Source organism: Bradyrhizobium sp. WBOS08 (genome assembly GCF_024585125.1).
In the GTDB taxonomy this organism is placed as follows: Bacteria; Pseudomonadota; Alphaproteobacteria; order Rhizobiales; family Xanthobacteraceae; genus Bradyrhizobium; species Bradyrhizobium japonicum_B.
Genome location: NZ_CP028988.1, coordinates 2,555,963 through 2,576,375, shown reverse-complemented (window position 1 = coordinate 2,576,375; position 20,413 = coordinate 2,555,963). Strand labels below are relative to the sequence as shown.

The window sequence follows — 20,413 nt, the reverse complement described above, 5'->3', positions numbered from 1 at the left end:
CAATCGAACAGTGTCCGCCCCAAGCGGAATCGGCTATCCTCCGGCCTATGGACAGCACCGCCCGCAACCTCTCCCTCGTTCCACCGCCCGATCGCCGCCAATCCGAGACGGCGCTCGCGATCGCGCGCGGCACGTCGCGGCTCTTACGGTCGCTCGGCTTCTCCTGCATCAGCGAATTGCCGCTGCCCTCGGGCCGGCGCGCTGATCTCGTGGCGCTCAACGAGCGCGGCGAGATCTGGATCGTCGAGATCAAATCGTCGGTGGAGGATCTGCGTGCCGACCAGAAGTGGCACGAATACCGCGCCCATTGCGACCGGCTGTTCTTTGCCTTCACGCAGGACCTGCCGTGCGAGATCTTTCCGCAGGACACCGGCCTGATCGTCGCCGACGCCTATGGCGCGCACCTGCATTGCGAGGCGCCCGAGCACAAGCTCGCCGCCGCCACGCGCAAGCAGATGACGGTGCGGTTCGCAATGGCGGCAGGCTTGCGGCTCAACCGGCTGGTCGATCCGCAAGGCCATGCGGAGTTTTGGGAGTAGCGGCACCGCAAACGCGGCTGCCGTAGGGTGGGCAAAGCGACTTGTCCGCCGTAGCTCGAAGAGCGAAGGCGGAAGCGTGCCCACGTCTTTCCTGAATGCGGAGAAGAATGGTGGGCACGGCGCAAGAGCGCCTTTGCCCACCCTACGACACCGTTACCTGCGGCACCGTTACCTCGGCGCGCGCTTGGCCAGGATGCGCTGCAGGGTGCGGCGGTGCATGTTGAGCCGGCGCGCCGTTTCCGAGACGTTGCGGTTGCACATCTCGTAGATGCGCTGGATGTGCTCCCAGCGCACGCGGTCCGCCGACATCGGGTTGGCCGGCAGCTCGGATTTCTCCGCATTGGTCGACAGCAGCGCCGCGACCACGTCATCGGCATCGGCGGGCTTGGAGAGATAATCGACCGCGCCCATCTTCACCGCGGTGACGGCGGTGGCGATGTTGCCGTAGCCGGTCAGCACGATCGCGCGCGCATCCGGACGCTTCTTCTTCAGCGCCGAGACCACGTCGAGGCCGTTGCCGTCGCCCAGCCGCAGATCCACCACGGCGAATGCGGGCGCAGCCCTGCCGATCTGCGCAAGACCGTCCGAGACGGTATCGCAGGAGGTCACCGTGAAGCCGCGCGTTTCCATGGCGCGCGACAGGCGCTCCAGGAATGGCTTGTCGTCCTCCACGATGAGCAGCGAGCGGTCGGCCTGTTCGTTCAGTTCGGCGATGGCGTTCAAGGTTTCGTCCTCTCTCCAACGCGTTGACATATGGCCTTGCTATCGGGCGGTGCCAAGGCCGCCGATAGTCGATCGGCCCCGTTGTGCGACGCAAGGTCGCGGACACAAGCGCGGTTGATGCTCATCGCGCCAGCGATTCCCGGTTTCAGCGTGATCATGTCGGAAACGTGCTGAAGGCGCTTCCGGATCATACCCTACCCTATTGTTTCTTCGAGGGTCTCGATAGCCTCAATCGCCTCAAATCGTTCTCGCGGCCAACTGATCTGGACCACGGCACCGTGTTCTGGAAAGGTCCGGTTGGTAAACGAGACCTTGGCGCCGGTGCGTTCGAGCAATGTGCGCGCGATGAACACGCCCAATCCGAGGCCGCGTCGTTCACCGCCGCCCTCGTCCACGGTTCGCCGCCGCGACAGATAGGGCTCGCCGATGCGGTTCAGGATGTCAGGGGGGATGCCGGGACCGTCGTCCGAAATTACGAGGTCGATGATGTCCTTGTTCCACCACGCGTTGACCTCGACGGTGGTGCGAGCGAAATCGACCGCGTTCTCGACGATGTTGCCGACGCCGTAGAGGATCGCCGGATTGCGGGAGCCGACCGGCTCGGCCACGACGGCGACCGCGATCCGCACCTTGATCTCGACGCCGAAATCGCGGTGCGGGGCCACCACCTCCTCGATCAACTCCGACAGCTTCATGCGGTCGAACGGCGCGCCGATGGAGGAGAGCTGGGTGATCTTGCTCAGGATGTCGCGACAGCGCTGGGTTTGCTCGCGCAGCGTCTTCAGGTCGGCGGCGATGCTGGCGTCCTTCACCGTCTTTTCCAGCTCGCGCGAGATCAGGAAGATCGTGGCGAGCGGCGTGCCGAGCTCGTGTGCGGCGGCAGCGGCAAGGCCGTCGAGCTGGGTCAGATGCTGCTCGCGCGACAGCACCAGCTCGGTCGCGGCCAGCGCGTCCGCGAGCTTGCGCGCCTCCTCGGTCACCTGGAAGGAGTAGAGGCTGGTGACGCCGATCGCGAGCGCGATGGAGAGCCAGACGCCGACCAGATAGATCGGCGGCAGCACCAGCGGATCGTCTGAATCCCATGGCAGCGGCAGGTGGAAGAAGAACAGCACTGAGGCGCAGGCGACCGCGAGCAGGCCGAGGCCGAAGGTGAAGCGCGCCGGCAGCGCCGTGGCCGAGATCAGCACCGGCGCGAGGAACAGGAACGAGAACGGGTTCTGCAAGCCGCCCGTGAAGTACAACAAACCGGCAAGTTCCACGATGTTCAGCGCGAGCAGGCCGGCCGCCTGCACCGGCTCCAGCCGCCGCATCGGGTTGACCGCGGTCTGGAGCCCCAGGTTCACCGCCGCCGACAAGGCGATGATGCTGACGCAGGGGAAGATCTCGACGTCGAACTCCAGCCCCTGCGCCACGATGAAGATCGCAGCGAGCTGGCCCAGCACCGCGAGCCAGCGCAGCCGCAGGATCGTGTCCAGGCGGATATGCCGCTGCGGGTGGCGGAAGTTCGAAGCGGCAATTTCGGTCATGTCGGCCAATGTGGCGGCGCCTTCCAAAGTCACAAACGCGGGGCTCGCGGAACCACCGGATTACAAGCCTTGCGCTCCCTGCCGCAATAGCAGAAGAACGGTCAGCATGACCGAGAATGACGAGGCTTCAAGCCGGCCGACTGTCGCGGATCGCAGCCCGTCCGCGGCGATCGCGGTCGATCATCTCGTCAAGGTCTACAAGCAGACCCGTGCCGTCGACGACATCTCCTTTTCGCTGCCGCGCGGCAGCATCACCGGGCTTCTGGGCGGCAACGGCGCCGGCAAGACCACGACCATCGCGATGATCATGGGCCTGGTGCTGCCGACCTCCGGCCGCGTCCAGGTGCTGGGCCATCGGATGCCCGAGGAGAGCGCCGCGGTGCTGGGCCGGATGAACTTCGAAAGCCCCTATGTCGACATGCCGATGCGGCTCACGGTGCGGCAGAACCTCACCGTGTTCGGCAAGCTTTATGCGGTGAAGAACCTCGCCGGCCGCATCAGGGAGCTCGCCGACGATCTCGATCTCACCGACTTCATCGATCGCGCCAACGGCAAGCTGTCCGCCGGGCAGAAGACCCGCGTCGCGCTTGCCAAGGCGTTGATCAACCAGCCCGAGCTCCTGCTGCTGGACGAGCCGACCGCCTCGCTCGATCCTGACACCGCCGACTGGGTGCGGGCGCACCTGGAGCGCTATCGCAAGGACAACAACGCCACCATCCTCTTGGCGTCGCACAACATGTTCGAGGTCGAGCGGCTCTGCGACCGCGTCATCATCATGAAGCGCGGCCGTATCGAGGACGACGACACGCCCGCGGCGATCATGGCCCGCTACAACCGCACCACGCTGGAGGAGGTGTTTCTCGACGTCGCGCGCGGCCGGGTGAACGGGGTGAAGGAGGCGGTGAGGTGAGGAAACTCTCGCGTCTCGACCAATGCTGTCATCCCGGGGCGCGACGCAGTCGCGAGCCCGGGATCCATAACCACAGGATTGAATTCGGCGAAGACTCGGAGTTGCCTGTCCCGCTCCATAACTGCCGCTCGGGGTTATGGACTCCGGGCTCGCGCTCCGCGCGCCCCGGAATGACGAGATTTCTTGCGAGCTACGGCAGCCCGCCATGACCGACGCCTCCCTCCACCACGGCATCTCCGCGCACCGCATCGGTGCGATGATCCTGCGCTACTGGTACCTGCTGCTGTCGTCCTGGCCGCGGCTGCTCGAGCTGTTGTACTGGCCGGCGCTCCAGGTCATCACCTGGGGTTTCCTCCAGCTCTACATCGCCGAGAACGCCAATTTCTTCGCGCGCGCCGGCGGCACGCTGATCGGCGCCGTCATCCTCTGGGACATCCTGTTCCGCGGCCAGCTCGGCTTCTCGATCTCGTTTCTGGAAGAGATGTGGGCGCGCAATCTCGGCAACCTCATGATGAGCCCGCTCAAGCCGATCGAATTTCTGCTCTCGCTGATGGTCATGAGCCTGATCCGGCTCGCGATCGGGGTGATCCCGATGACGCTGCTGGCGCTGTTCCTGTTTCACTTCAACGTCTATGCGCTCGGCCTGCCGCTGATCGCGTTCTTCTGCAACCTGATCTTCACGAGCTGGTCGGTCGGCATCTTCGTCTCGGGCCTGGTGCTGCGAAACGGCCTTGGCGCCGAGAGCATCGTTTGGACCCTCATGTTCGCGATCTTGCCGCTCACCTGCGTCTATTATCCGGTCAGCGTGCTGCCGACCTGGCTGCAATACGTCGCCTGGACGCTGCCGCCGACTTACGTGTTCGAGGGAATGCGCGCGCTGCTGATCGAGAACACCTTGCGCGCCGACCTGATGCTGGACGCACTGGCCATCAATGCCGTGCTTCTGGTTGCATCTTTTGGGGCATTCCTTGCTCTTCTGCGCAGCGCCAAAAAACACGGCTCGCTGCTGTCGGGCGGCGAATAGCGTCACTTTCTCGTGGATTTAGGCTGGTTTGCCCGCTTCGGCTACGTAGATGTACGGAACCATGCATTGACGCAATATTACGCATTCGGCAGTATGCTGCGATGCGAAGAGGAATATAGCGATGCCCATTGGTGAGTTTGGCGGCGCGCCGCCCCTGGCGGCTGAAGGCAGTCCGGTCCTGACGACGCCGATGTACTGGATGTACGAGATGGCGCACGCCTCTCTCAATCCGGCGCGCGCCGTCACTGACGCGACCAAACTGCTGTTTCAGAATCCGCTCAATCCCTGGGCGCGCACCGAGGTCGGCAAGTCGGTCGCCGCGGCCTGCGAATTGTTCGAGCGCACCACGCGCCGCTACGGCAAGCCGGAATGGGGCCTCAACGACACCGAGGTCAACGGCATCCGCGTTCCGGTCGAGATCCGCTCGGTCTGGGAAAAACCTTTCTGCCGGCTGCTGTACTTCGATCGCAAGTTCGCACGGCCCTTGCGCAGCCCGCAGCCGCGCGTGCTGATCGTGGCGCCGATGTCCGGTCACTACGCGACGCTGCTGCGCGGAACGGTCGAGGCCTTCCTACCGGCGCATGAAGTCTACATCACCGACTGGGCCGATGCCCGCATGGTTCCGCTCAGCGACGGCCGCTTCGATCTCGATGATTACATCGATTACGTCATCGAGATGCTGCACGTGCTCGGCGGCAACACCCACGTCATGGCGGTGTGCCAGCCCTCGGTGCCCGTGGTCGCCGCGGTTTCGATCATGGAAGCGCGGCGCGATCCGTTCGTGCCGACCTCGATGACGTTGATGGGCGGGCCGATCGATACCCGTCGCAATCCGACCGCGGTGAACAACCTTGCCCAGGAGCGCGGCATCGACTGGTTCCGAAACCACGTCATCACCAAGGTGCCGTTTCCGCATCCGGGCATGATGCGCGACGTCTATCCGGGATTCTTGCAGCTCAACGGCTTCATCAGCATGAATCTCGACCGGCACATGGACGCCCACAAGCAGCTCTTCGCCAATCTGGTGAAGGGTGACGGCGACCTCGTCGACAAGCACCGTGAGTTCTACGACGAATACCTCGCGGTGATGGATCTCTCGGCCGAATATTACCTGCAGACGGTCGACACCGTGTTCGTGAAGCACTCGCTGCCGAAGGGTGAGATGAGCCATCGCGGAACACGCGTCGATCCCTCCAAGGTCACGCGCGTTGCGTTGATGACGGTGGAAGGTGAGAACGACGACATCTCCGGCCTCGGTCAGACCGAAGCGACGCACAATTTGTGCAGCTCGATCCCCGATCATCGCCGCGTTCATTACGTCCAGAAGGGCGTCGGACATTACGGCGTGTTCAACGGCTCACGCTTCAAGTCGGAAATCGTGCCGCGGATTCATGATTTCATGGTCTCGGCGGCAAATCCGTCCTCATTGCAGGCGCGCGCCGCCGAATAAGTCGCGTTTTCGGCTTTCCCGTCGCGAATCCAGGCCTGGCTGATGGCTCCGGCGAGCCTGAGTTTCCGCCAGATTCGCGGTATTTAGGTAGCTTTATAGGAGTGAGTCAGCGCTCACCTCTTGGGGGTGTCGCATGCATCCAGCGCGGGCGAAAAAAGCCGGTTCCAACCCCAGTCTGTAGGGTCTCCCGGACGCCTGACCGCTGTATATTGGGCAAATGATTTGTTTTTGCGCCGAGCGCTTCCCATGGCGGCGGTTATGGCAGAATCCGGGCGCCCTCCTGCCCCCCGGACTGACAGACATGGCCACTCGCGCACTCCTTTATCGGCGGCCCCACGAACCGAAGACCCTCGTCATCACCCACGGATCGCAATTTTTTGCCATCCGATTGCGCCGGCACAGGCGCGCGCGCCGCTACACGCTCAGAATTCATCCGAGCGATCGCGAAGCCATCCTCACCATCCCGCCGCGCGGCACGCTCGCCGAAGCGAAGGACTTCGCGCAGCGCCACGGTGCGTGGATTGCCGCGCGCCTCGGTCGCTTGCCGAAGGCCGCACCGTTCCAGCCGGGCACGGTGATACCGCTCCGCGGCACGCCGCATCGCATCGTTCATCGCGCCGGCACGCGCGGCACGGTGTGGACCGAGCTGCGCGATAGCGGTGAACGCATCCTCTGCGTCGCCGGTGGGCTCGAGCATGTCGATCGCCGCGTCAGCGACTTCCTCAAGCGCGAAGCGCGCAAGGATCTGCAACGCTCGTCGGAAGCCTATGCCGCCGAGCTCGGTGTCAGGGTCAAGCGCCTCTCGATCCGCGATCAGTCCAGCCGCTGGGGCTCCTGCACCTCGGCCGGCTCGCTGTCGTTCTCCTGGCGCCTGATCCTCGCGCCGCCCTTCGTGCTGGACTATCTCGCCGCCCACGAGGTCGCCCATCTCGTCGAGATGAACCATTCGGCGCGATTCTGGCGCGTCTGCGGCAAGGTCTGCCCGTCGATGGAGCGCGCCAAGAAGTGGCTCGACACCTACGGCAACGATCTGCATCGCTACGGCGTCGAGGATTAGGGCGCGGCTGCTAGCGTCTTGAAAGGTGTCATCGCCCGACTTGACCGGGCGATCCAGTAATCCGAGGCGGTTGTTATTGAACCGAAAAGCCGCAGCGTACTGGATTCCCCGCCTTCGCGGGGAATGACAGCGGGCTCGCAGCGCGAGGTTCGTTCCTCGCAGCGCCGCCCACGCAAGCCGTTGATTTTGCTATCACCGGCTACTGTGCATGGGGTTGTTTTCGCAGTTTTTAGTTCTGAGGCCCGAACGCCCTCGGCCTGCGACTATCGATTTCCGCCAAACAACCGGTCCATCAGCCAGCCATCGAGCCCGGCCGCAGCCTCCGGCCGCGCATTGGCGCGCGTCGGCGGCGGGCGATAGCCGCCATTGTTGGCCGCTGCCGGTGCGGGGGCTGTCGGCGGCGACACCTGCGATGCCGCCTGCGCCAGGTTCGACAGGCCCCAGCCGCCCGGTGCGCTCGGCAAGTTGGCCACCGGCACGCCTTCGTGCGCGGTCTTCATGAAGCGCGACCAGACTTCCACCGGCAGGCCGCCGCCGGTGGCCTTCTTGGTCGGCGAGTTGTCGTCGTTGCCGAGCCAGACGCCGGTGACGAGATTGGCGGTGTAGCCGATGAACCAGGCGTCGCGATAATCCTGGCTGGTGCCGGTCTTGCCAGCCGCCGGCCAGCCCGGGATCTCCGCCTTCTTGGCGGTGCCCGAAACAAGCGTCTCCCGCATCATCGCGTTCATCATGCCGACATAGCGGGGATCGATCACCGGATTGCGCTCTTCCGGCTGGCGCATGTAGAGCAGCTTGCCGCTCTGCGTCCTGATCCGCGTCACGACATGCGGCGCCACCGCGAAGCCGCCATTGGCAAACGGCGCGTAGGCGCCGACCAGCTCGACCATCGAGACTTCGGACGTGCCGAGCGCGATCGAGGCGTTGGGCTCGAGCTTGGACGAGATGCCGAGCCGGTGCGCGGTGCGCACCACGTTCTTCGGCCCGACCTCGAGGCCGAGACGGATCGCGACGGTGTTGAGCGACATCGCCAGCGCCTGCGTCAGCGTCACTGCGCCGAAATATTCATGGGTGTAGTTCTCAGGCTTCCAGCCCTTGACCTCGATCGGCGCGTCCTGTCGCATCGTGTCGGGCGTCAGGCCCTGTTCCAGCGCGGTGAGATACACGAACGGCTTGAACGCGGATCCCGGCTGGCGTTTTGCCGTGACCGCGCGATTGTATTGGCTGTCGGAATAGTTCCGCCCGCCGACCATGGCGCGGACGGCGCCATCGGGCGTCATCGCCACCAGCGCGCCCTGGCTGACGTTGAACTTCAGGCTCTTGGCCGCGAGTTCGTCGATGATGGCGGCTTCCGCCACGCTCTGGAGCTTGGGATCGATCGTGGTCTCGACCTTGATGCTCTCGTCGATCTGGCCGACCAGGTCGTCCAGCACTTCGCCGATCCAGTCGGCGACGTAGTTGACGGTGCCGGCGCCGGCCGGTTTCACGTTGTAGGAGGGATGGCCGATCGAGGCCTTGGCCTGCGCGTCGGTGATGAACTTTGCATCGGCCATCGCCGCTAGCACGATCTGCGCGCGCGCCTCTGCGCCTTCGGGATTACGGTTCGGTGCGAGGCGCGAGGGCGATTTGACGAGGCCGGCGAGCATTGCCGCTTCGGCGATTGTGACGTTCTTGGCCGACTTGCCGAAATATTTCTGCGCCGCGGCTTCGACGCCGTAGGCGCCCGAGCCGAAATAGACGCGGTTGAGGTACAGCTCCAGAATCTCGTCCTTGGAATGCTTGCGCTCCAGCCAGATCGCGAGCTCCGCCTCCTGCAGCTTGCGCTGGATGGTGCGCTCCTGGGTCAGGAACAGGTTTTTCGCGAGCTGCTGGGTCAGCGTCGAGCCGCCCTGCGAGACGCCGCGATGGAGCAAATTGGTGACGAGGGCGCGCGCGATGCCGACGGGATCGATGCCGAAATGCGCATAGAAGCGGCGGTCCTCGATGGCGATGAACGCCTTCGGCAGATAAGGCGGCAGGTCCTTCAGCGCGACATTGGCGCCGGCCATCTCGCCGCGCTGCGCCAGCATGCTGCCGTCGATGCCAACGATCTGGATCGTCGGCGGGCGCTTTGGAATCTCCAGCGATTGGATCGGCGGCAGATGGGCGCCGACATAGATCACGACGCCGACCACCGCGATTGCGCCCCACAGGCTCAGCACCGCGCCCCAATAGACGAGGCGGCCGAGGCCGAACCTGCCGCGTGACTTCGCGCGGCGCTTGGCACCGCTGCGGCTGCCGGCTGCCTTGCGCTCGCGCGGCGGCTCGTCGCCGGAATCCTCGCTCTTGCGCTTGGGTGATAATTTCGCTGATTTCTTCGGCTTATCGTCGCCGCCGGGGACGCGGTCCGCCGGGGTCAGGCGCAGATCGGCGAGCGCCGCGGGCAAGCCGAACAGCGGCTCCTTCCGCCCACCCTTTTTCTTTCCCCACGCCATACGCAAAACGCCCGGTCAGCCTGCCCCGCCGAGACGCTAGCGGTCGCTGTTTAAGGCCCGGTTACCCCGGCGTTAACGCGCGATTAGGAGGTGGGGCATTCGCACCCCGCAGTTCCGCTCACTTGGCGCCGGAGCTAGGATCGTTGCCACAAAAAAGAGGGAGCACGCATGGGCCATATCGATCCGACCAAGGAGATCTTCGCGCAGTTCCGGGACAACGACCGTCCCGGCCCGATCCACATGCTCAACCTGGTGCGGTTGCGCAAGGAGGCGGCCTATCCGGACGGCCGCAAGGCGAGCGGCGCGGAAGCCTACGCGGCCTATGGCCGCGAGAGCGGCCCGGTGTTCGAGCGCCTCGGCGGCCGCATCGTCTGGCAGGGCAAGTTCGAGCTGATGCTGATCGGCCCAGCGGAGGAACGCTGGGACCATTGCTTCATCGCCGAATATCCAAGCGTCGCCGCCTTCGTCGAGATGATCCGCGACCCCGTCTATCGCGAGGCGGTGAAGCATCGGCAGGCAGCGGTGGAGGATTCGCGATTGATCCGGCACGCCGTGCTGCCGGTCGGAAAGAATTTCGGGGAGATACCTTCCTAGCTCGTAGCGTGGGCAAAGCCCCGGAATGCGCGAATGCGCATCCCGGGGCGTGCCCACCGATTCTCTCTTGGAGAGACGGTGGGCCTACGAAACCGCTGCTAGCCCGACGGCCCCGTGTCCTCGATGATCGGTCCGAACAGCTCCCAGCGTTCGCCGTTGAACTTCATCATCTGCATCTGCTTGTTGACGCGGAAGTCGTTCGGCCCGGTGTTGATCTTGATTCCGGGCAGCGCCAGGCTCGGCGTGTAGCCCTTGATGTTGGCGACCTGCTTCATGACGTTCTCGCGCGAGAGGTCGTCGCCGCATTGCTTCAGCACCTGCACCAGCAACTCGGCCACCGAATAGGCGTAGGTGTTGATAGTGTTGAGCTTGTCGCCTTCCGGGAAATACTTCTCCATGAAGGCGAAGAAGGCCTTCACGCCCGGATCGTCCTTCCACTGGGGATCGCCGGGATCCTTGCCGTAATTGGTCGAAATGATGCCCTTGGAGATGTCGAGCCCGGCGGGCTTGAGTGTCGCCGACACCGGGCTCGCATTGATGTCGAGGATGTGCACGGGGGTCCAGCCGAGATCGGCAAGCTTCTTGATCGCCTGCGCCGCGAATTTCGGCGTCGAGGCGTCGAACAACAGATCAATCCCCATCGACTTCAGCTTGACCACCTGGGAGTCGACGGTCGGGTCGGTGACCTCGTAGGAGACCTCGCCGACGACCATGCTGGCGGCCTTGTCGCCGAGGCCGCTCTTGAGCCCCGCGAGATAGTCGCGGCCCATGTCGTCGTTCTGGTAGAGCACGCCGATCTTGGCGTTCGGATGCTCCTTGAGAATGTACTTGGCGTAGATCCGTCCCTCGGACACGTAGTTAGGATTGTAGGCGATGGTCCAGGGATAGTTCTTGGGATCGTTGAAGCGCGCGGCGCCGGTCGAGGCCAGCAGCTGCGGCACCTTCTTGCCGTTGAGGTATTTTTGCACGGCGGCATTGGCGGCGGTGCCGATCAGCTGGAAGGTGAACAACACCTCGTCGCCCTCGACGAGCTTGCGCACCTGCTCCACCGTCTTCGGCGGCGAGTAGGCGTCGTCATACTGGATCAGGTTGATCTTGCGGCCGTTGATGCCGCCCTGATCGTTGATCATCTTGAAATAGGCGGCCTGGGTCTTGCCGATATTGGCATAGACGGAGTAGGGGCCGGAGAACGGCACGGTCTGGCCGATCTTGATCTCGGTGTCAGTTGCGCCGGTGTCGTATTTCTTCTGGGCGAGGGCCTGGCTGGTCGAGACTGCGAGGGCGAATGCCGCCGTGGCAGCCATGAAGGCTCTGCGATTATTCATATCGGAACGTTCCTCCTGACGGAATTTTCGGCCGATGGTCTTTGTCCGTTGATTGCAACGGTCGCCATCGCTGCCGAAGATTGTGGAGGAAGGCGCAGCGCCGCGCAAGGATCGCGACGCCGCGCCGCAGCGTCTCAGGCGACAGACTAAGCCAGGAACAACGCAGCCAGCGCGATCACCGCCGGCAGCGCCTGCACCATCAGGATGCGTGAACTGACGGTCGCAGCGCCATAGGCGCCGGCCACGATCACGCAAAGCAGGAAGAACGTCTTGATCTGGAATGCGAAGGTCGGATTGCCGTGGACGAGGCCCCAGATCAGGCCGGCGGCGAGGAAGCCGTTATAGAGGCCCTGATTGGCGGCCAGCACCTTCGTGATCTCGGCCTTCTCCGGCGTGTTGCGAAATACCTTCAAGCCCTGCGGCTTGTCCCAGAGAAACATCTCCAGGATCAGGAAGAAGACGTGCAGCGCGGCGACCAGCGCCACCAGGACATTGGCGATCAGGATCAAGATAAGCTCCCCCAAAAGCGTCAGCTTTCGGGTGGACGTTAGCACGGCCGGCATGGCAAGTGCGATGGGCGGGCGCGTTTCGATGCAATGGTGACGCAATGGCCAGTCGATCAACCAAACCTTCCGTGAGCTTCGGCCTCGATCGCCTGACGACGCCGATCGGGATCGCCCTGCTCGTCACCGATGCCGAAGGCGCCCTGCGCGCCCTCGACTGGGAGGACTACGAGCACCGCATGCGCGAGCTTCTGCGCCTGCATTACGGTGTGGTGGATCTGAGCGACCAGCCCGCGCCCGCGGCCATGCGGATCGCGCTGTCGGGCTATTTTGACGGCGATCTCGGCCAGCTCTCGGGCATCGCATGGCGCATCGCCGGCACCGAGTTCCAGCAGAAGGTCTGGACCGCGCTCGCGCAAATCCCTGCCGGCACCACGATGAGCTACGGCGCGCTCGCCGCAAGGATCGAGACGCCAAAAGCCATTCGCGCCGTCGGCCATGCCAACGGCTCCAATCCCATCAGTGTGGTGCTGCCATGCCACCGGCTGATCGGTGCGGATGGCTCGCTGGTGAAGTATGGCGGCGGGCTGCAGCGGAAGAGGTGGCTGCTAAGGCACGAGGGGGTGGAGCTTTAGGTCTTCTCTCCGCGTCATTCCGGGCTCGCCGCTGCGCGGCGCCCGGAATGACAAAAGTCTACGCCGCCGGTTGAACCGCCTTGTCGCCGGCCATCACGTGGGTCAGCGCGCTCTTGATCGCGGCCTGGCGGGTCGGCGCGTTGATCTGGGCGCCCAGGAGGTCGGTGACATAGAACACGTCACGCGCGCGCTCGCCGAAGGTCGCGACGTGGGCTGAGGCGATGTTGAGGTTCAGTTTCGAGATCGCGGTGGTCAGCTCGTAGAGCAGGCCGGGGCGATCGAGGCCGGAGACCTCGATCACCGTGTAGCGGTCGGACCATTGGTTGTTGATGGTCACTTCCGGCTCGATCACGAAGGGCCGCGCCTTGCTGCGCACGGTGCGCCGCGCCACCACCTCCGGCAGCCGCAGCTTGCCTTCCAGCACGTCCTCGATCATCTCGCCGATGCGGGTGGCGCGCCGTCCCTCGTCCTCGTCGCGGTCGTATTCCCGGGAGATCGAGATGGTGTCGAGCGCGCGGCCGTCGGTCGTGGTATAGATCTGGGCGTCGACGATGTTGGCGCCGGCCGAGGCGCAGGCGCCGGCGATGATCGAGAGCAGCCAGGGATGGTCGGCCGCGAAGATCGTCAGCTCGGTGACGCCGCGCACCTCGTCGAAGCCGACATTGATCGCGAGCTTGTGGCCGGCCTGCTCGCTCGAGCGGACGAAGCGGGCGTGGCGGATCTTGCGCGGCAACTCGACCTTGAGCCAATAGGCCGGATAGTGCCGGCCGATATAGGCATCGAGCTCGTCCGCCGGCCATTCGGCAAAGGCCATGCGGAATTCGGCATAGGCGGCCGCGAGGCGCTTGCCGCGATCGACCTCCGAGAAGCCGCCGGTGAGCACCGGCTCGGTCTCGTAGTACAGCGAGCGCAAGAGCTGCGCCTTCCAGCCGTTCCAGACCCCGGGACCGACGCCGCGGATGTCGGCCGTGGTCAGGATGGTCAGGAGCTTCATCTGCTCGACCGACTGCACCACGGCGGCGAAATTCTCGATGGTCTTGCGATCCGACAGGTCGCGCGACTGCGCGACCGTGGACATGGTCAGATGTTCCTCGATCAGCCAGGCGATCAGCTCGGTGTCGGCCGGACTGAAGCCGAGCCGCGGACAGAGCCGGCGCGCCACCTTGGCGCCGGCGATCGAGTGATCCTCGGGCCGGCCCTTGGCGACGTCGTGCAGCAACGTGGCGATATAGATCACCGCGCGGTGCTCGGGCCTCGTCTTGCGCATGAGATCGCTGGCGAGCGCGAACTCCTCGACGCCGCCGCGCTCGATGTCCTGGAGGAAGCCGATGCAGCGGATCAGGTGTTCGTCGACGGTGTAGTGATGATACATGTTGAACTGCATCATCGACACGATCTTGCCGAAGGCGCGGATGAAATGGCCGAGCACGCCGGTCTCGTTCATCCGCCGCAGCACGATCTCGGCGTTGTCGGAGGTCAGGATCTCCATGAACAGCCGGTTGGCCTCGGGATTTTCGCGCAAGCCTGCGTTGATCAGGCCCAGCGAACGCGTCACGCCGCGCATCGCATCCGGATGGAAGGCGAGATTGTTCTTCTGCGCGAGACGGAAGATGCGGATCAGATTGACCGGATCGTGCTTGAAGACGTCGGGCGCGGCGACGTTGATGCGGTTGTTGTCGACGATGAAATCGTCGCTGTCGGGGACGCGCCGCTTCACCGTGCTCGGCCGCAGCCGCGCCATCATCCGGCTCAGCACCGGCGCAGGCTTGGCCTGCTGATCCTCGAGCTTGGCGCAGAGGATGGCGGTGAGGTTGCCGACTTCCTTGGCGACCAGGAAGTAGTGCTTCATGAAGCGCTCGACGTCCTGCATGCCGGGATGCGAGGTGTAGCCGAGCCGCACCGCGATCTCGCGCTGGAGGTCGAAGGAGAGGCGCTCTTCGGCGCGGTTGCAGTAGAAATGCAGATTGCAGCGCACCGACCAGAGGAAATCGGCGCAGCGGCGGAAGCTGCGATATTCCTGCGCGTCGAACACGCCGCGCTCGACCAGCTCGCTGGTGTCGCGCACGCGGTAGACGTATTTGGCGATCCAGAACAGCGTGTGCAGGTCGCGCAGGGCGCCCTTGCCGTCCTTGACGTTGGGCTCGACCAGATAGCGCGACTGGCCGCCGCGGCGATGCCGCTCCTCGCGTTCGGCGAGCTTTGCGGTGACGAATTCCGAGGCGGTGCCCTGCACCACCTCCTTGTCGAAGCGCGCGACCAGCTCGTCATAAAGCGGCCTGTCGCCGGTGAGGAAGCGCGTCTCCAGGATCGCGGTGCGGATGGTCATGTCGCCGCGCGCCTGCCGGATCGATTCGTCGACCGAGCGCGTGGCGTGGCCGACCTTCAGCCCCATGTCCCAGAGACAATAGAGGATGGCCTCCGCCACCTGCTCGCCCCAGGCGGTCTGCTTGTAGGGCAGGATGAACAGCAGATCGATGTCGGATTCGGGTGCCATCAGGCCGCGGCCGTAGCCGCCGGTCGCAACCACCGCCATGCGCTCGGCGCCGCTCGGGATCGGCGAGCGGTAGAGATGACGGGTCGCCGCCGAATACAGGATGCGGATGATCTCGTCCTGGACGTGACACAGCCGCTCGGCACAGCGGCGGCCGTGGCGGTCCTTCAAAAGGATTTCCTGTGCCGCGGCGCGCGCCGCGATCAGCTCGGCCTTGAGCAATTGCGCCATGGCGGTGCGGAACGCGTCTTCGCGCCCCTGATGCTTTTCGGCAAGCGCATCGACCGCGGCGGTGATCCGCGCGGTGTCGAATCGATCGTCCACCCCGGTCTTCTGCTCAGTCGCGATGCTGTCCATGTCTCACCGGATATAAGAGGTGACGGGCGCTGTCACCCGCCATTCTCTGGCAATAGTCGTTCCATGCTGGAAAGCCGCGGCTTCGGGCAAGACTGTTCTCGGCCGGCGGGCCTTCGGAGGACGTATTTTCTCGTTGATTTTCAGATATAACTCCTTGAAAAACAATCAAGTTTTGGAGGAGGCTGGGCATGATCTGGATGACACGACGCATTCTGCTGGCGGGAGCGTTTGCGCTCGCCGTGACACCTGCGGCCAAGGCGGCGGATCCGCTCAAGGAAATCCGCATCGACTGGGCGACCTACAATCCGGTGTCGATGGTCTTGAAGCAGAAGGGACTGCTCGAGAAGGAGTTCGCCAAGGACGGGATCACGGTCACCTGGGTGCAGTCGGCCGGCTCCAACAAAGCGCTCGAATTCCTCAATGCCGGCTCGATCGATTTCGGCTCGACCGCGGGCTCGGCGGCGCTGGTAGCCAAGATCAACGGCAACCCGATCAAGTCGATCTATGTCTATTCGCGCCCTGAATGGACTGCGCTGGTGACGTCGAAGGATTCCAAGATCGCCGGCGTCGCCGACCTCAAGGGCAAGCGCGTCGCCGTGACGCGCGGCACCGATCCGCACATCTTCCTGGTGCGTGCGCTGCTTGGTGCCGGTCTCACCGAGAAGGACATCACGCCGGTGTTGCTGCAGCACGCCGATGGCAAGACGGCGCTGATCCGCGGTGACGTCGACGCCTGGGCCGGCCTCGATCCGATGATGGCGCAGGCCGAGGTCGGGGAAGGCGCAAAGCTGTTCTACCGCAAGGCCGACGCCAACACCTGGGGCATCCTCAATGTGCGCGAGCAATTCTTGAAGGACCATCCCGATGCCGTCCGCCGGGTGCTCGCCGTGTACGAGGAAGCGCGAAAGTATTCGCTGGCGAACTACGACGAGCTGAAGAAGACCTTCATCGCCGTGACCAGGCTTCCCGAGGCCGTCGTCGACAAGCAGCTGAAGGAACGCACCGAGCTCACCCACAGCCGCATCGGCGCGCCGCAGCGCGAGTCGATCCTTGCCGCCGGCCTCGCGCTGCAGCAGGCCGGCGTCGTCGACGCCAAGGTCGACGTGAAGGCGACGCTGGATGCCCTGATCGACGACCAGGTCCCGCTGCCGACGAATTAGTTCGCAGGGAAAGGGCAAGCCGCGCGCAACAAACTCCGCTGTCGTCCCGGGGGGCGAAGCGAACCCGGGACCCAAAACCACAGGGCGTGGTTGTTGCGCGAAGATGGTCACTCCGAGTCCCCGTAACCACATCTCCCTGCGGTTATGGGCCCCGGATCGGCGCTTCGCTTGTCCGGGGCGACAGCGGAGATGGCCGCACGCCCTTGCATTCCCCGACCAGACGCGCTTGCTAATGACCATGATCTCCGACGCGCCAGCTTTGCAACAAACCTCGGAACCGGCCGAGAGCGATGCGCCCTCACGGCTGTCGCGCTATGCGCGGCCGCTGCTTGGGATATTGCTGCCGCTGACGCTCGCGCTCGGCTGGGAGCTCGTGGTCTGGCTCGGCTGGTCCAACGGGCGGCTGGTGCCGCCGCCCTCGCGCGTCTTTGCCACCATCGCTGAGCTTGCCCGCTCCGGCGAGCTGGTCCGCCACATCGCAGCGACGCTGTGGCGGGTCTCGCTCGGCTTCGCGTTAGGCGTGGTCGCAGGCACGCTGCTCGGCGCCATCTCCGGCTATTGGTCGCTGGCGCGGCGGCTGCTCGATCCGACCGTGCAGGCGCTGCGCGCCATCCCGTCGCTGGCCTGGGTGCCGCTGTTCATCCTCTGGCTCGGCATCTTCGAGACCTCGAAGGTCGCGCTGATTGCGGTCGGCGTGTTCTTCCCGGTCTATCTCGGCGTGATGGGAGCGATCCTCTCGGTCGATCGCAAGATCGTCGAGGTCGGACGCACCTTCCGCCTTTCCGGCTTCGCGATGATCCGCCGCATCCTGTTGCCCGCCGTGCTGCCGGCCTATGTCGTATCCTTGCGCGTCGGGCTTGGTCTCGGCTGGATGTTCGTGGTTGCGGCCGAACTGATCGGCGCCTCCGAGGGCCTCGGCTATCTCCTGCTCGACGGCCAGCAGCTCGGCAAGCCCGCGCAGATCCTCGCCGCCATCGTGATCTTCGCCATCCTCGGCAAGCTCACCGACTGGCTGATCGAGGTCGCGGCCGCGCCCTTCCTGCGCTGGCAGGACGCGTTCGGCCGCACCAAGGGAGCGTGACGCGATGCTGGCGCTCGATCGGGTCAGCAAGACCTATCCCAACGGCGTCGAGGCGCTGGCGCGCTTCTCCGCCGAGATCAGGCAAGGCGAGATCATCGCCATCATCGGCGGCTCCGGCTGCGGCAAGTCGACATTGCTGCGCGCCATCGCCGGCCTTGATCGCGCCAGCTCGGGCACGGTGGCGCTCGACAATGAGGCGATCAATTCGCCGCATGCCAAGATCGGCATCATCTTCCAGGAGCCGCGGCTTTTGCCCTGGCTCAGCGTCGCCGACAATATCGCTTTTGGACTTGCCGATCTGCCGGCGGCGAAGCGGCGCGAGAAGGTGACGCGCGCGCTCGAACGCGTGGGACTCGCCGACAAGGCGCAGGCCTGGCCGCGCGAGCTCTCGGGCGGGCAGGCGCAACGCGTCGCGATCGCACGCGCGCTGGTTCCGCAGCCCGAGGTGCTCTTGCTCGACGAGCCGTTCTCCGCGCTCGATGCCTTTACCCGCAGGGATCTCCAGGATCATCTGCTCGATCTCTGGGCCGACACGCGGCCGACGCTCGTTCTCGTCACACACGACGTCGACGAAGCCGTGGTGCTGGCCGACCGCGTCCTGGTGATGCGGCCACGTCCCGGGCGGCTGTTCGACCGGATCGAGGTCAATCTGGGCCGGCCGCGCGACCGCAATTCGCCGCTGTTCGAGAATTTCAAGCGGAGTGTGCTGACGTCACTCGATCGCTCGCTCGACCGCAGCGTGCCCGACCGTGACGCAACCCAGGGTCCCGGTCAGGCCATGTGGTGGTGACAATTTCGCTTCGAGCCGGTACATCGAAGGGTAATTTTTCCGGGAGAGAATAAGATGGACGCCGTCCAACTGCGCCAGATGCAGGCTCCGATCAAGGAGCGCTACAAGACCGATCCCAAGACCGCGCTGATCACACTGAAAGCCAAGGGCTCCACCGACAGCGAAGGCATCGCGTGCAAGGTTGAGACCGGCCGCACCATCGCGATGGCAGGCCTGCATCCGGCCACCGGCGGCTCCGGTCTCGAACTCTGCTCCGGCGACATGCTGCTCGAAGCCCTGGTCGCCTGTGCCGGCGTCACGCTTAAATCGGTTGCGACCGCGATCGAGGTGCCCATGAAGACCGGCAACGTCTATGCCGAGGGCGATCTCGATTTTCGCGGCACGCTCGGCATCGACAAGGAGACCCCGGTCGGCTTCGCCGAGATCCGTCTGCGCTTCGAGGTCGACACCGACGCGCCGCAGGACAAGCTCGATCTCCTGCTCAAGCTGACCGAGCGCTATTGCGTGGTCTACCAGACCATCAAGAACGGCCCGAAGGTCTCGGTGTCGATGCAGCGGATGTGAGGCGCGAGACGCAGCACAACATCGGTGTCGTCCCGGGGCGCGCCGCCTGGCGCGAGCCCGGGAACCATAACCCCAGGCCGTCGTGATTTCAGACGGCCGTAGCTTCAGCTCATAAACCACTCCGGCTGTGGTTATGGATTCTCAGGTGCGCAATTTCGCACCAGAGCTCGCGCTTTGCGCGCCCCGGAATGACAGACAGAATGTCCCCCGACCTCCATTTCATCCTCCTCCTGCTCCTGCGCATGGCGATCGCGGCGACGTTCGTCGTGACGGCGTCGATCATCACCGAACGCGCGGGGCCGGTGATCGGCGCGCTGGTCGCGACTCTGCCGATCTCAGCCGGTCCGTCCTACGTCTTCCTCGCGCTCGATCACGACGCCGCCTTCGTCGCGCAGGGCGCGCTGGCGAGTCTTCCGATCAATGCGGCGACCATCTTCATGTGCCTCACCTATGTCGTGCTGGCCCAGCGGTACGATCTCGTGGTGAGTTGTGGCAGCGCGGTCGCGGTCTGGATCGTGCTTGCGTCGATCGTCCGTCAGTTCGAATGGTCGCTCACCGCCGGGCTGGCCGCGAACCTGATCGCCTTCGGCATCTGCATTCCGCTGCTGGCCGGCTACCGCCACGTGAAGATGCCGCTGGTGACGCGCCGCTGGTATGACGTTCCGATGCGGGCTGCGCTGGTGGCGACGCTCGTCGCCATCGTGGTCTCGACCTCGGGCTGGGTCGGACCTCGCATCAGCGGTATCATCGCGCTGTATCCCGTCGTGTTCTCCAGCATCATGGTGATCCTGCATCCGCGCATTGGCGGCCCGCCGACAGCCGCCGTGCTCGCCAACTCCGCGTGGGGCCTGCTCGGATTCGGTACGGCAATCGCCGTCCTGCACGTGGCGGTGGTGTCGTTCGGATCAGCCGTCGGCCTGTGCCTCGCGCTCGGCACCTGCGTTGCTTGGAATCTGACGCTGTGGGGCATCAATCGGCGAGCGAAGCACAAGACGTCGCAGCCGTAAGACTACGGATCGGCGCGCCGCCGGTTGCGAAAAGTCCGTGTCCGGCATGCAGCGCGGCAACTTCGTAAGCCGTTGAATGAGATGCGTCATTTCAAACTGCGCCGTCCGTCGCGGTGATCGCGACGTAGGCAGAGTCGTTACGGCACCGCCGATTTCCGATACGTCTATTAGAACTTTGTTCGAGCTTTTGCCTTACGAATGATCGC

General features: G+C 64.7%; 18 protein-coding genes. 12 read left to right on the top strand and 6 right to left on the bottom strand.

What is annotated here, in order from left to right:
- Positions 1-47: 47 nt before the first annotated feature.
- A complete protein-coding gene (locus DCM80_RS12265) occupies positions 48-539 on the top strand; it encodes an MmcB family DNA repair protein (RefSeq protein ID WP_257197198.1) in 492 nt (163 codons plus the stop codon).
- Positions 540-707: 168 nt separating this feature from the next.
- On the opposite strand, the gene DCM80_RS12260 is transcribed toward DCM80_RS12265, so the two are convergent.
- Positions 708-1,262 carry an ActR/PrrA/RegA family redox response regulator transcription factor gene (locus DCM80_RS12260; RefSeq protein WP_028133772.1) on the bottom strand — a complete coding sequence of 185 codons (555 nt, stop codon included), beginning with the start codon at positions 1,260-1,262 and terminating at the stop codon, positions 708-710.
- A gap of 194 nt (positions 1,263-1,456) precedes the next feature.
- Positions 1,457-2,788 (bottom strand): ActS/PrrB/RegB family redox-sensitive histidine kinase, encoded by a 1,332-nt coding sequence (locus DCM80_RS12255; protein WP_257197197.1) that lies wholly within the window; start codon positions 2,786-2,788, stop codon positions 1,457-1,459.
- 106 nt (positions 2,789-2,894) lie between these two features.
- Here DCM80_RS12255 and DCM80_RS12250 point away from each other — a divergent pair, with 106 nt between their 5' ends.
- The 4 genes from DCM80_RS12250 to DCM80_RS12235 all read left to right on the top strand — a co-directional run bounded on the left by DCM80_RS12250 (position 2,895) and on the right by DCM80_RS12235 (position 7,229).
- Complete coding sequence (locus tag DCM80_RS12250) at positions 2,895-3,698, top strand: ABC transporter ATP-binding protein (RefSeq protein ID WP_257197196.1); 804 nt, start codon at positions 2,895-2,897, stop codon at positions 3,696-3,698.
- A 205-nt stretch (positions 3,699-3,903) separates the two neighbouring features.
- Positions 3,904-4,722 (top strand): ABC transporter permease, encoded by an 819-nt coding sequence (locus DCM80_RS12245; RefSeq protein WP_257197195.1) that lies wholly within the window; start codon positions 3,904-3,906, stop codon positions 4,720-4,722.
- Between the two features lie 121 nt (positions 4,723-4,843).
- On the top strand, positions 4,844-6,172 hold the full coding sequence (locus DCM80_RS12240; RefSeq protein WP_257197194.1) for a polyhydroxyalkanoate depolymerase: 1,329 nt from the start codon (positions 4,844-4,846) through the stop codon (positions 6,170-6,172).
- Between the two features lie 217 nt (positions 6,173-6,389).
- Entirely contained in the window at positions 6,390-7,229 is an 840-nt protein-coding gene (locus DCM80_RS12235; protein WP_257178920.1) for a M48 family metallopeptidase, read from the top strand.
- Positions 7,230-7,492: 263 nt separating this feature from the next.
- On the opposite strand, the gene DCM80_RS12230 is transcribed toward DCM80_RS12235, so the two are convergent.
- Entirely contained in the window at positions 7,493-9,700 is a 2,208-nt protein-coding gene (locus tag DCM80_RS12230) for a transglycosylase domain-containing protein (RefSeq protein ID WP_257197193.1), read from the bottom strand.
- 168 nt (positions 9,701-9,868) lie between these two features.
- Between DCM80_RS12230 and DCM80_RS12225 the strand changes: the two genes are divergently transcribed.
- Positions 9,869-10,294: a DUF1330 domain-containing protein gene (locus DCM80_RS12225; protein ID WP_257197192.1), complete on the top strand. Its 426-nt coding sequence runs from the start codon at positions 9,869-9,871 to the stop codon at positions 10,292-10,294.
- A 98-nt stretch (positions 10,295-10,392) separates the two neighbouring features.
- Here DCM80_RS12225 and DCM80_RS12220 read toward each other — a convergent pair whose 3' ends face one another.
- Together DCM80_RS12220 and DCM80_RS12215 are read right to left on the bottom strand one after the other, a co-directional pair.
- Positions 10,393-11,619: an ABC transporter substrate-binding protein gene (locus DCM80_RS12220; RefSeq protein WP_257197191.1), complete on the bottom strand. Its 1,227-nt coding sequence runs from the start codon at positions 11,617-11,619 to the stop codon at positions 10,393-10,395.
- Positions 11,620-11,765: 146 nt separating this feature from the next.
- The gene (locus DCM80_RS12215) at positions 11,766-12,182 is read right to left on the bottom strand and encodes a DUF1304 domain-containing protein (protein ID WP_373569402.1); all 417 of its coding nucleotides are present in this window, start codon (positions 12,180-12,182) and stop codon (positions 11,766-11,768) included.
- A 44-nt stretch (positions 12,183-12,226) separates the two neighbouring features.
- On the opposite strand from DCM80_RS12215, the gene DCM80_RS12210 reads away from it, so the two are divergent.
- The gene (locus tag DCM80_RS12210) at positions 12,227-12,757 is read left to right on the top strand and encodes a methylated-DNA--[protein]-cysteine S-methyltransferase (RefSeq protein WP_257197190.1); all 531 of its coding nucleotides are present in this window, start codon (positions 12,227-12,229) and stop codon (positions 12,755-12,757) included.
- A 58-nt stretch (positions 12,758-12,815) separates the two neighbouring features.
- Here the strand turns inward: DCM80_RS12210 and DCM80_RS12205 are convergent, their stop codons facing one another.
- Entirely contained in the window at positions 12,816-15,605 is a 2,790-nt protein-coding gene (locus tag DCM80_RS12205; RefSeq protein WP_257197189.1) for a [protein-PII] uridylyltransferase, read from the bottom strand.
- Positions 15,606-15,793: 188 nt separating this feature from the next.
- On the opposite strand from DCM80_RS12205, the gene DCM80_RS12200 reads away from it, so the two are divergent.
- From DCM80_RS12200 to DCM80_RS12180, 5 genes are all read left to right on the top strand, one after another.
- Positions 15,794-16,765, top strand: coding sequence for an aliphatic sulfonate ABC transporter substrate-binding protein (locus DCM80_RS12200; RefSeq protein WP_257197188.1), 972 nt, complete (start codon positions 15,794-15,796; stop codon positions 16,763-16,765).
- Positions 16,766-17,003: 238 nt separating this feature from the next.
- The gene (locus tag DCM80_RS12195; protein ID WP_257197932.1) at positions 17,004-17,846 is read left to right on the top strand and encodes an ABC transporter permease; all 843 of its coding nucleotides are present in this window, start codon (positions 17,004-17,006) and stop codon (positions 17,844-17,846) included.
- Positions 17,847-17,850: 4 nt separating this feature from the next.
- Positions 17,851-18,636: an ABC transporter ATP-binding protein gene (locus tag DCM80_RS12190; protein ID WP_257197187.1), complete on the top strand. Its 786-nt coding sequence runs from the start codon at positions 17,851-17,853 to the stop codon at positions 18,634-18,636.
- Positions 18,637-18,690: 54 nt separating this feature from the next.
- Positions 18,691-19,200: an OsmC family protein gene (locus DCM80_RS12185; protein ID WP_257197186.1), complete on the top strand. Its 510-nt coding sequence runs from the start codon at positions 18,691-18,693 to the stop codon at positions 19,198-19,200.
- 200 nt (positions 19,201-19,400) lie between these two features.
- On the top strand, positions 19,401-20,207 hold the full coding sequence (locus DCM80_RS12180; RefSeq protein ID WP_257197185.1) for a hypothetical protein: 807 nt from the start codon (positions 19,401-19,403) through the stop codon (positions 20,205-20,207).
- Positions 20,208-20,413 lie beyond the last annotated feature (206 nt).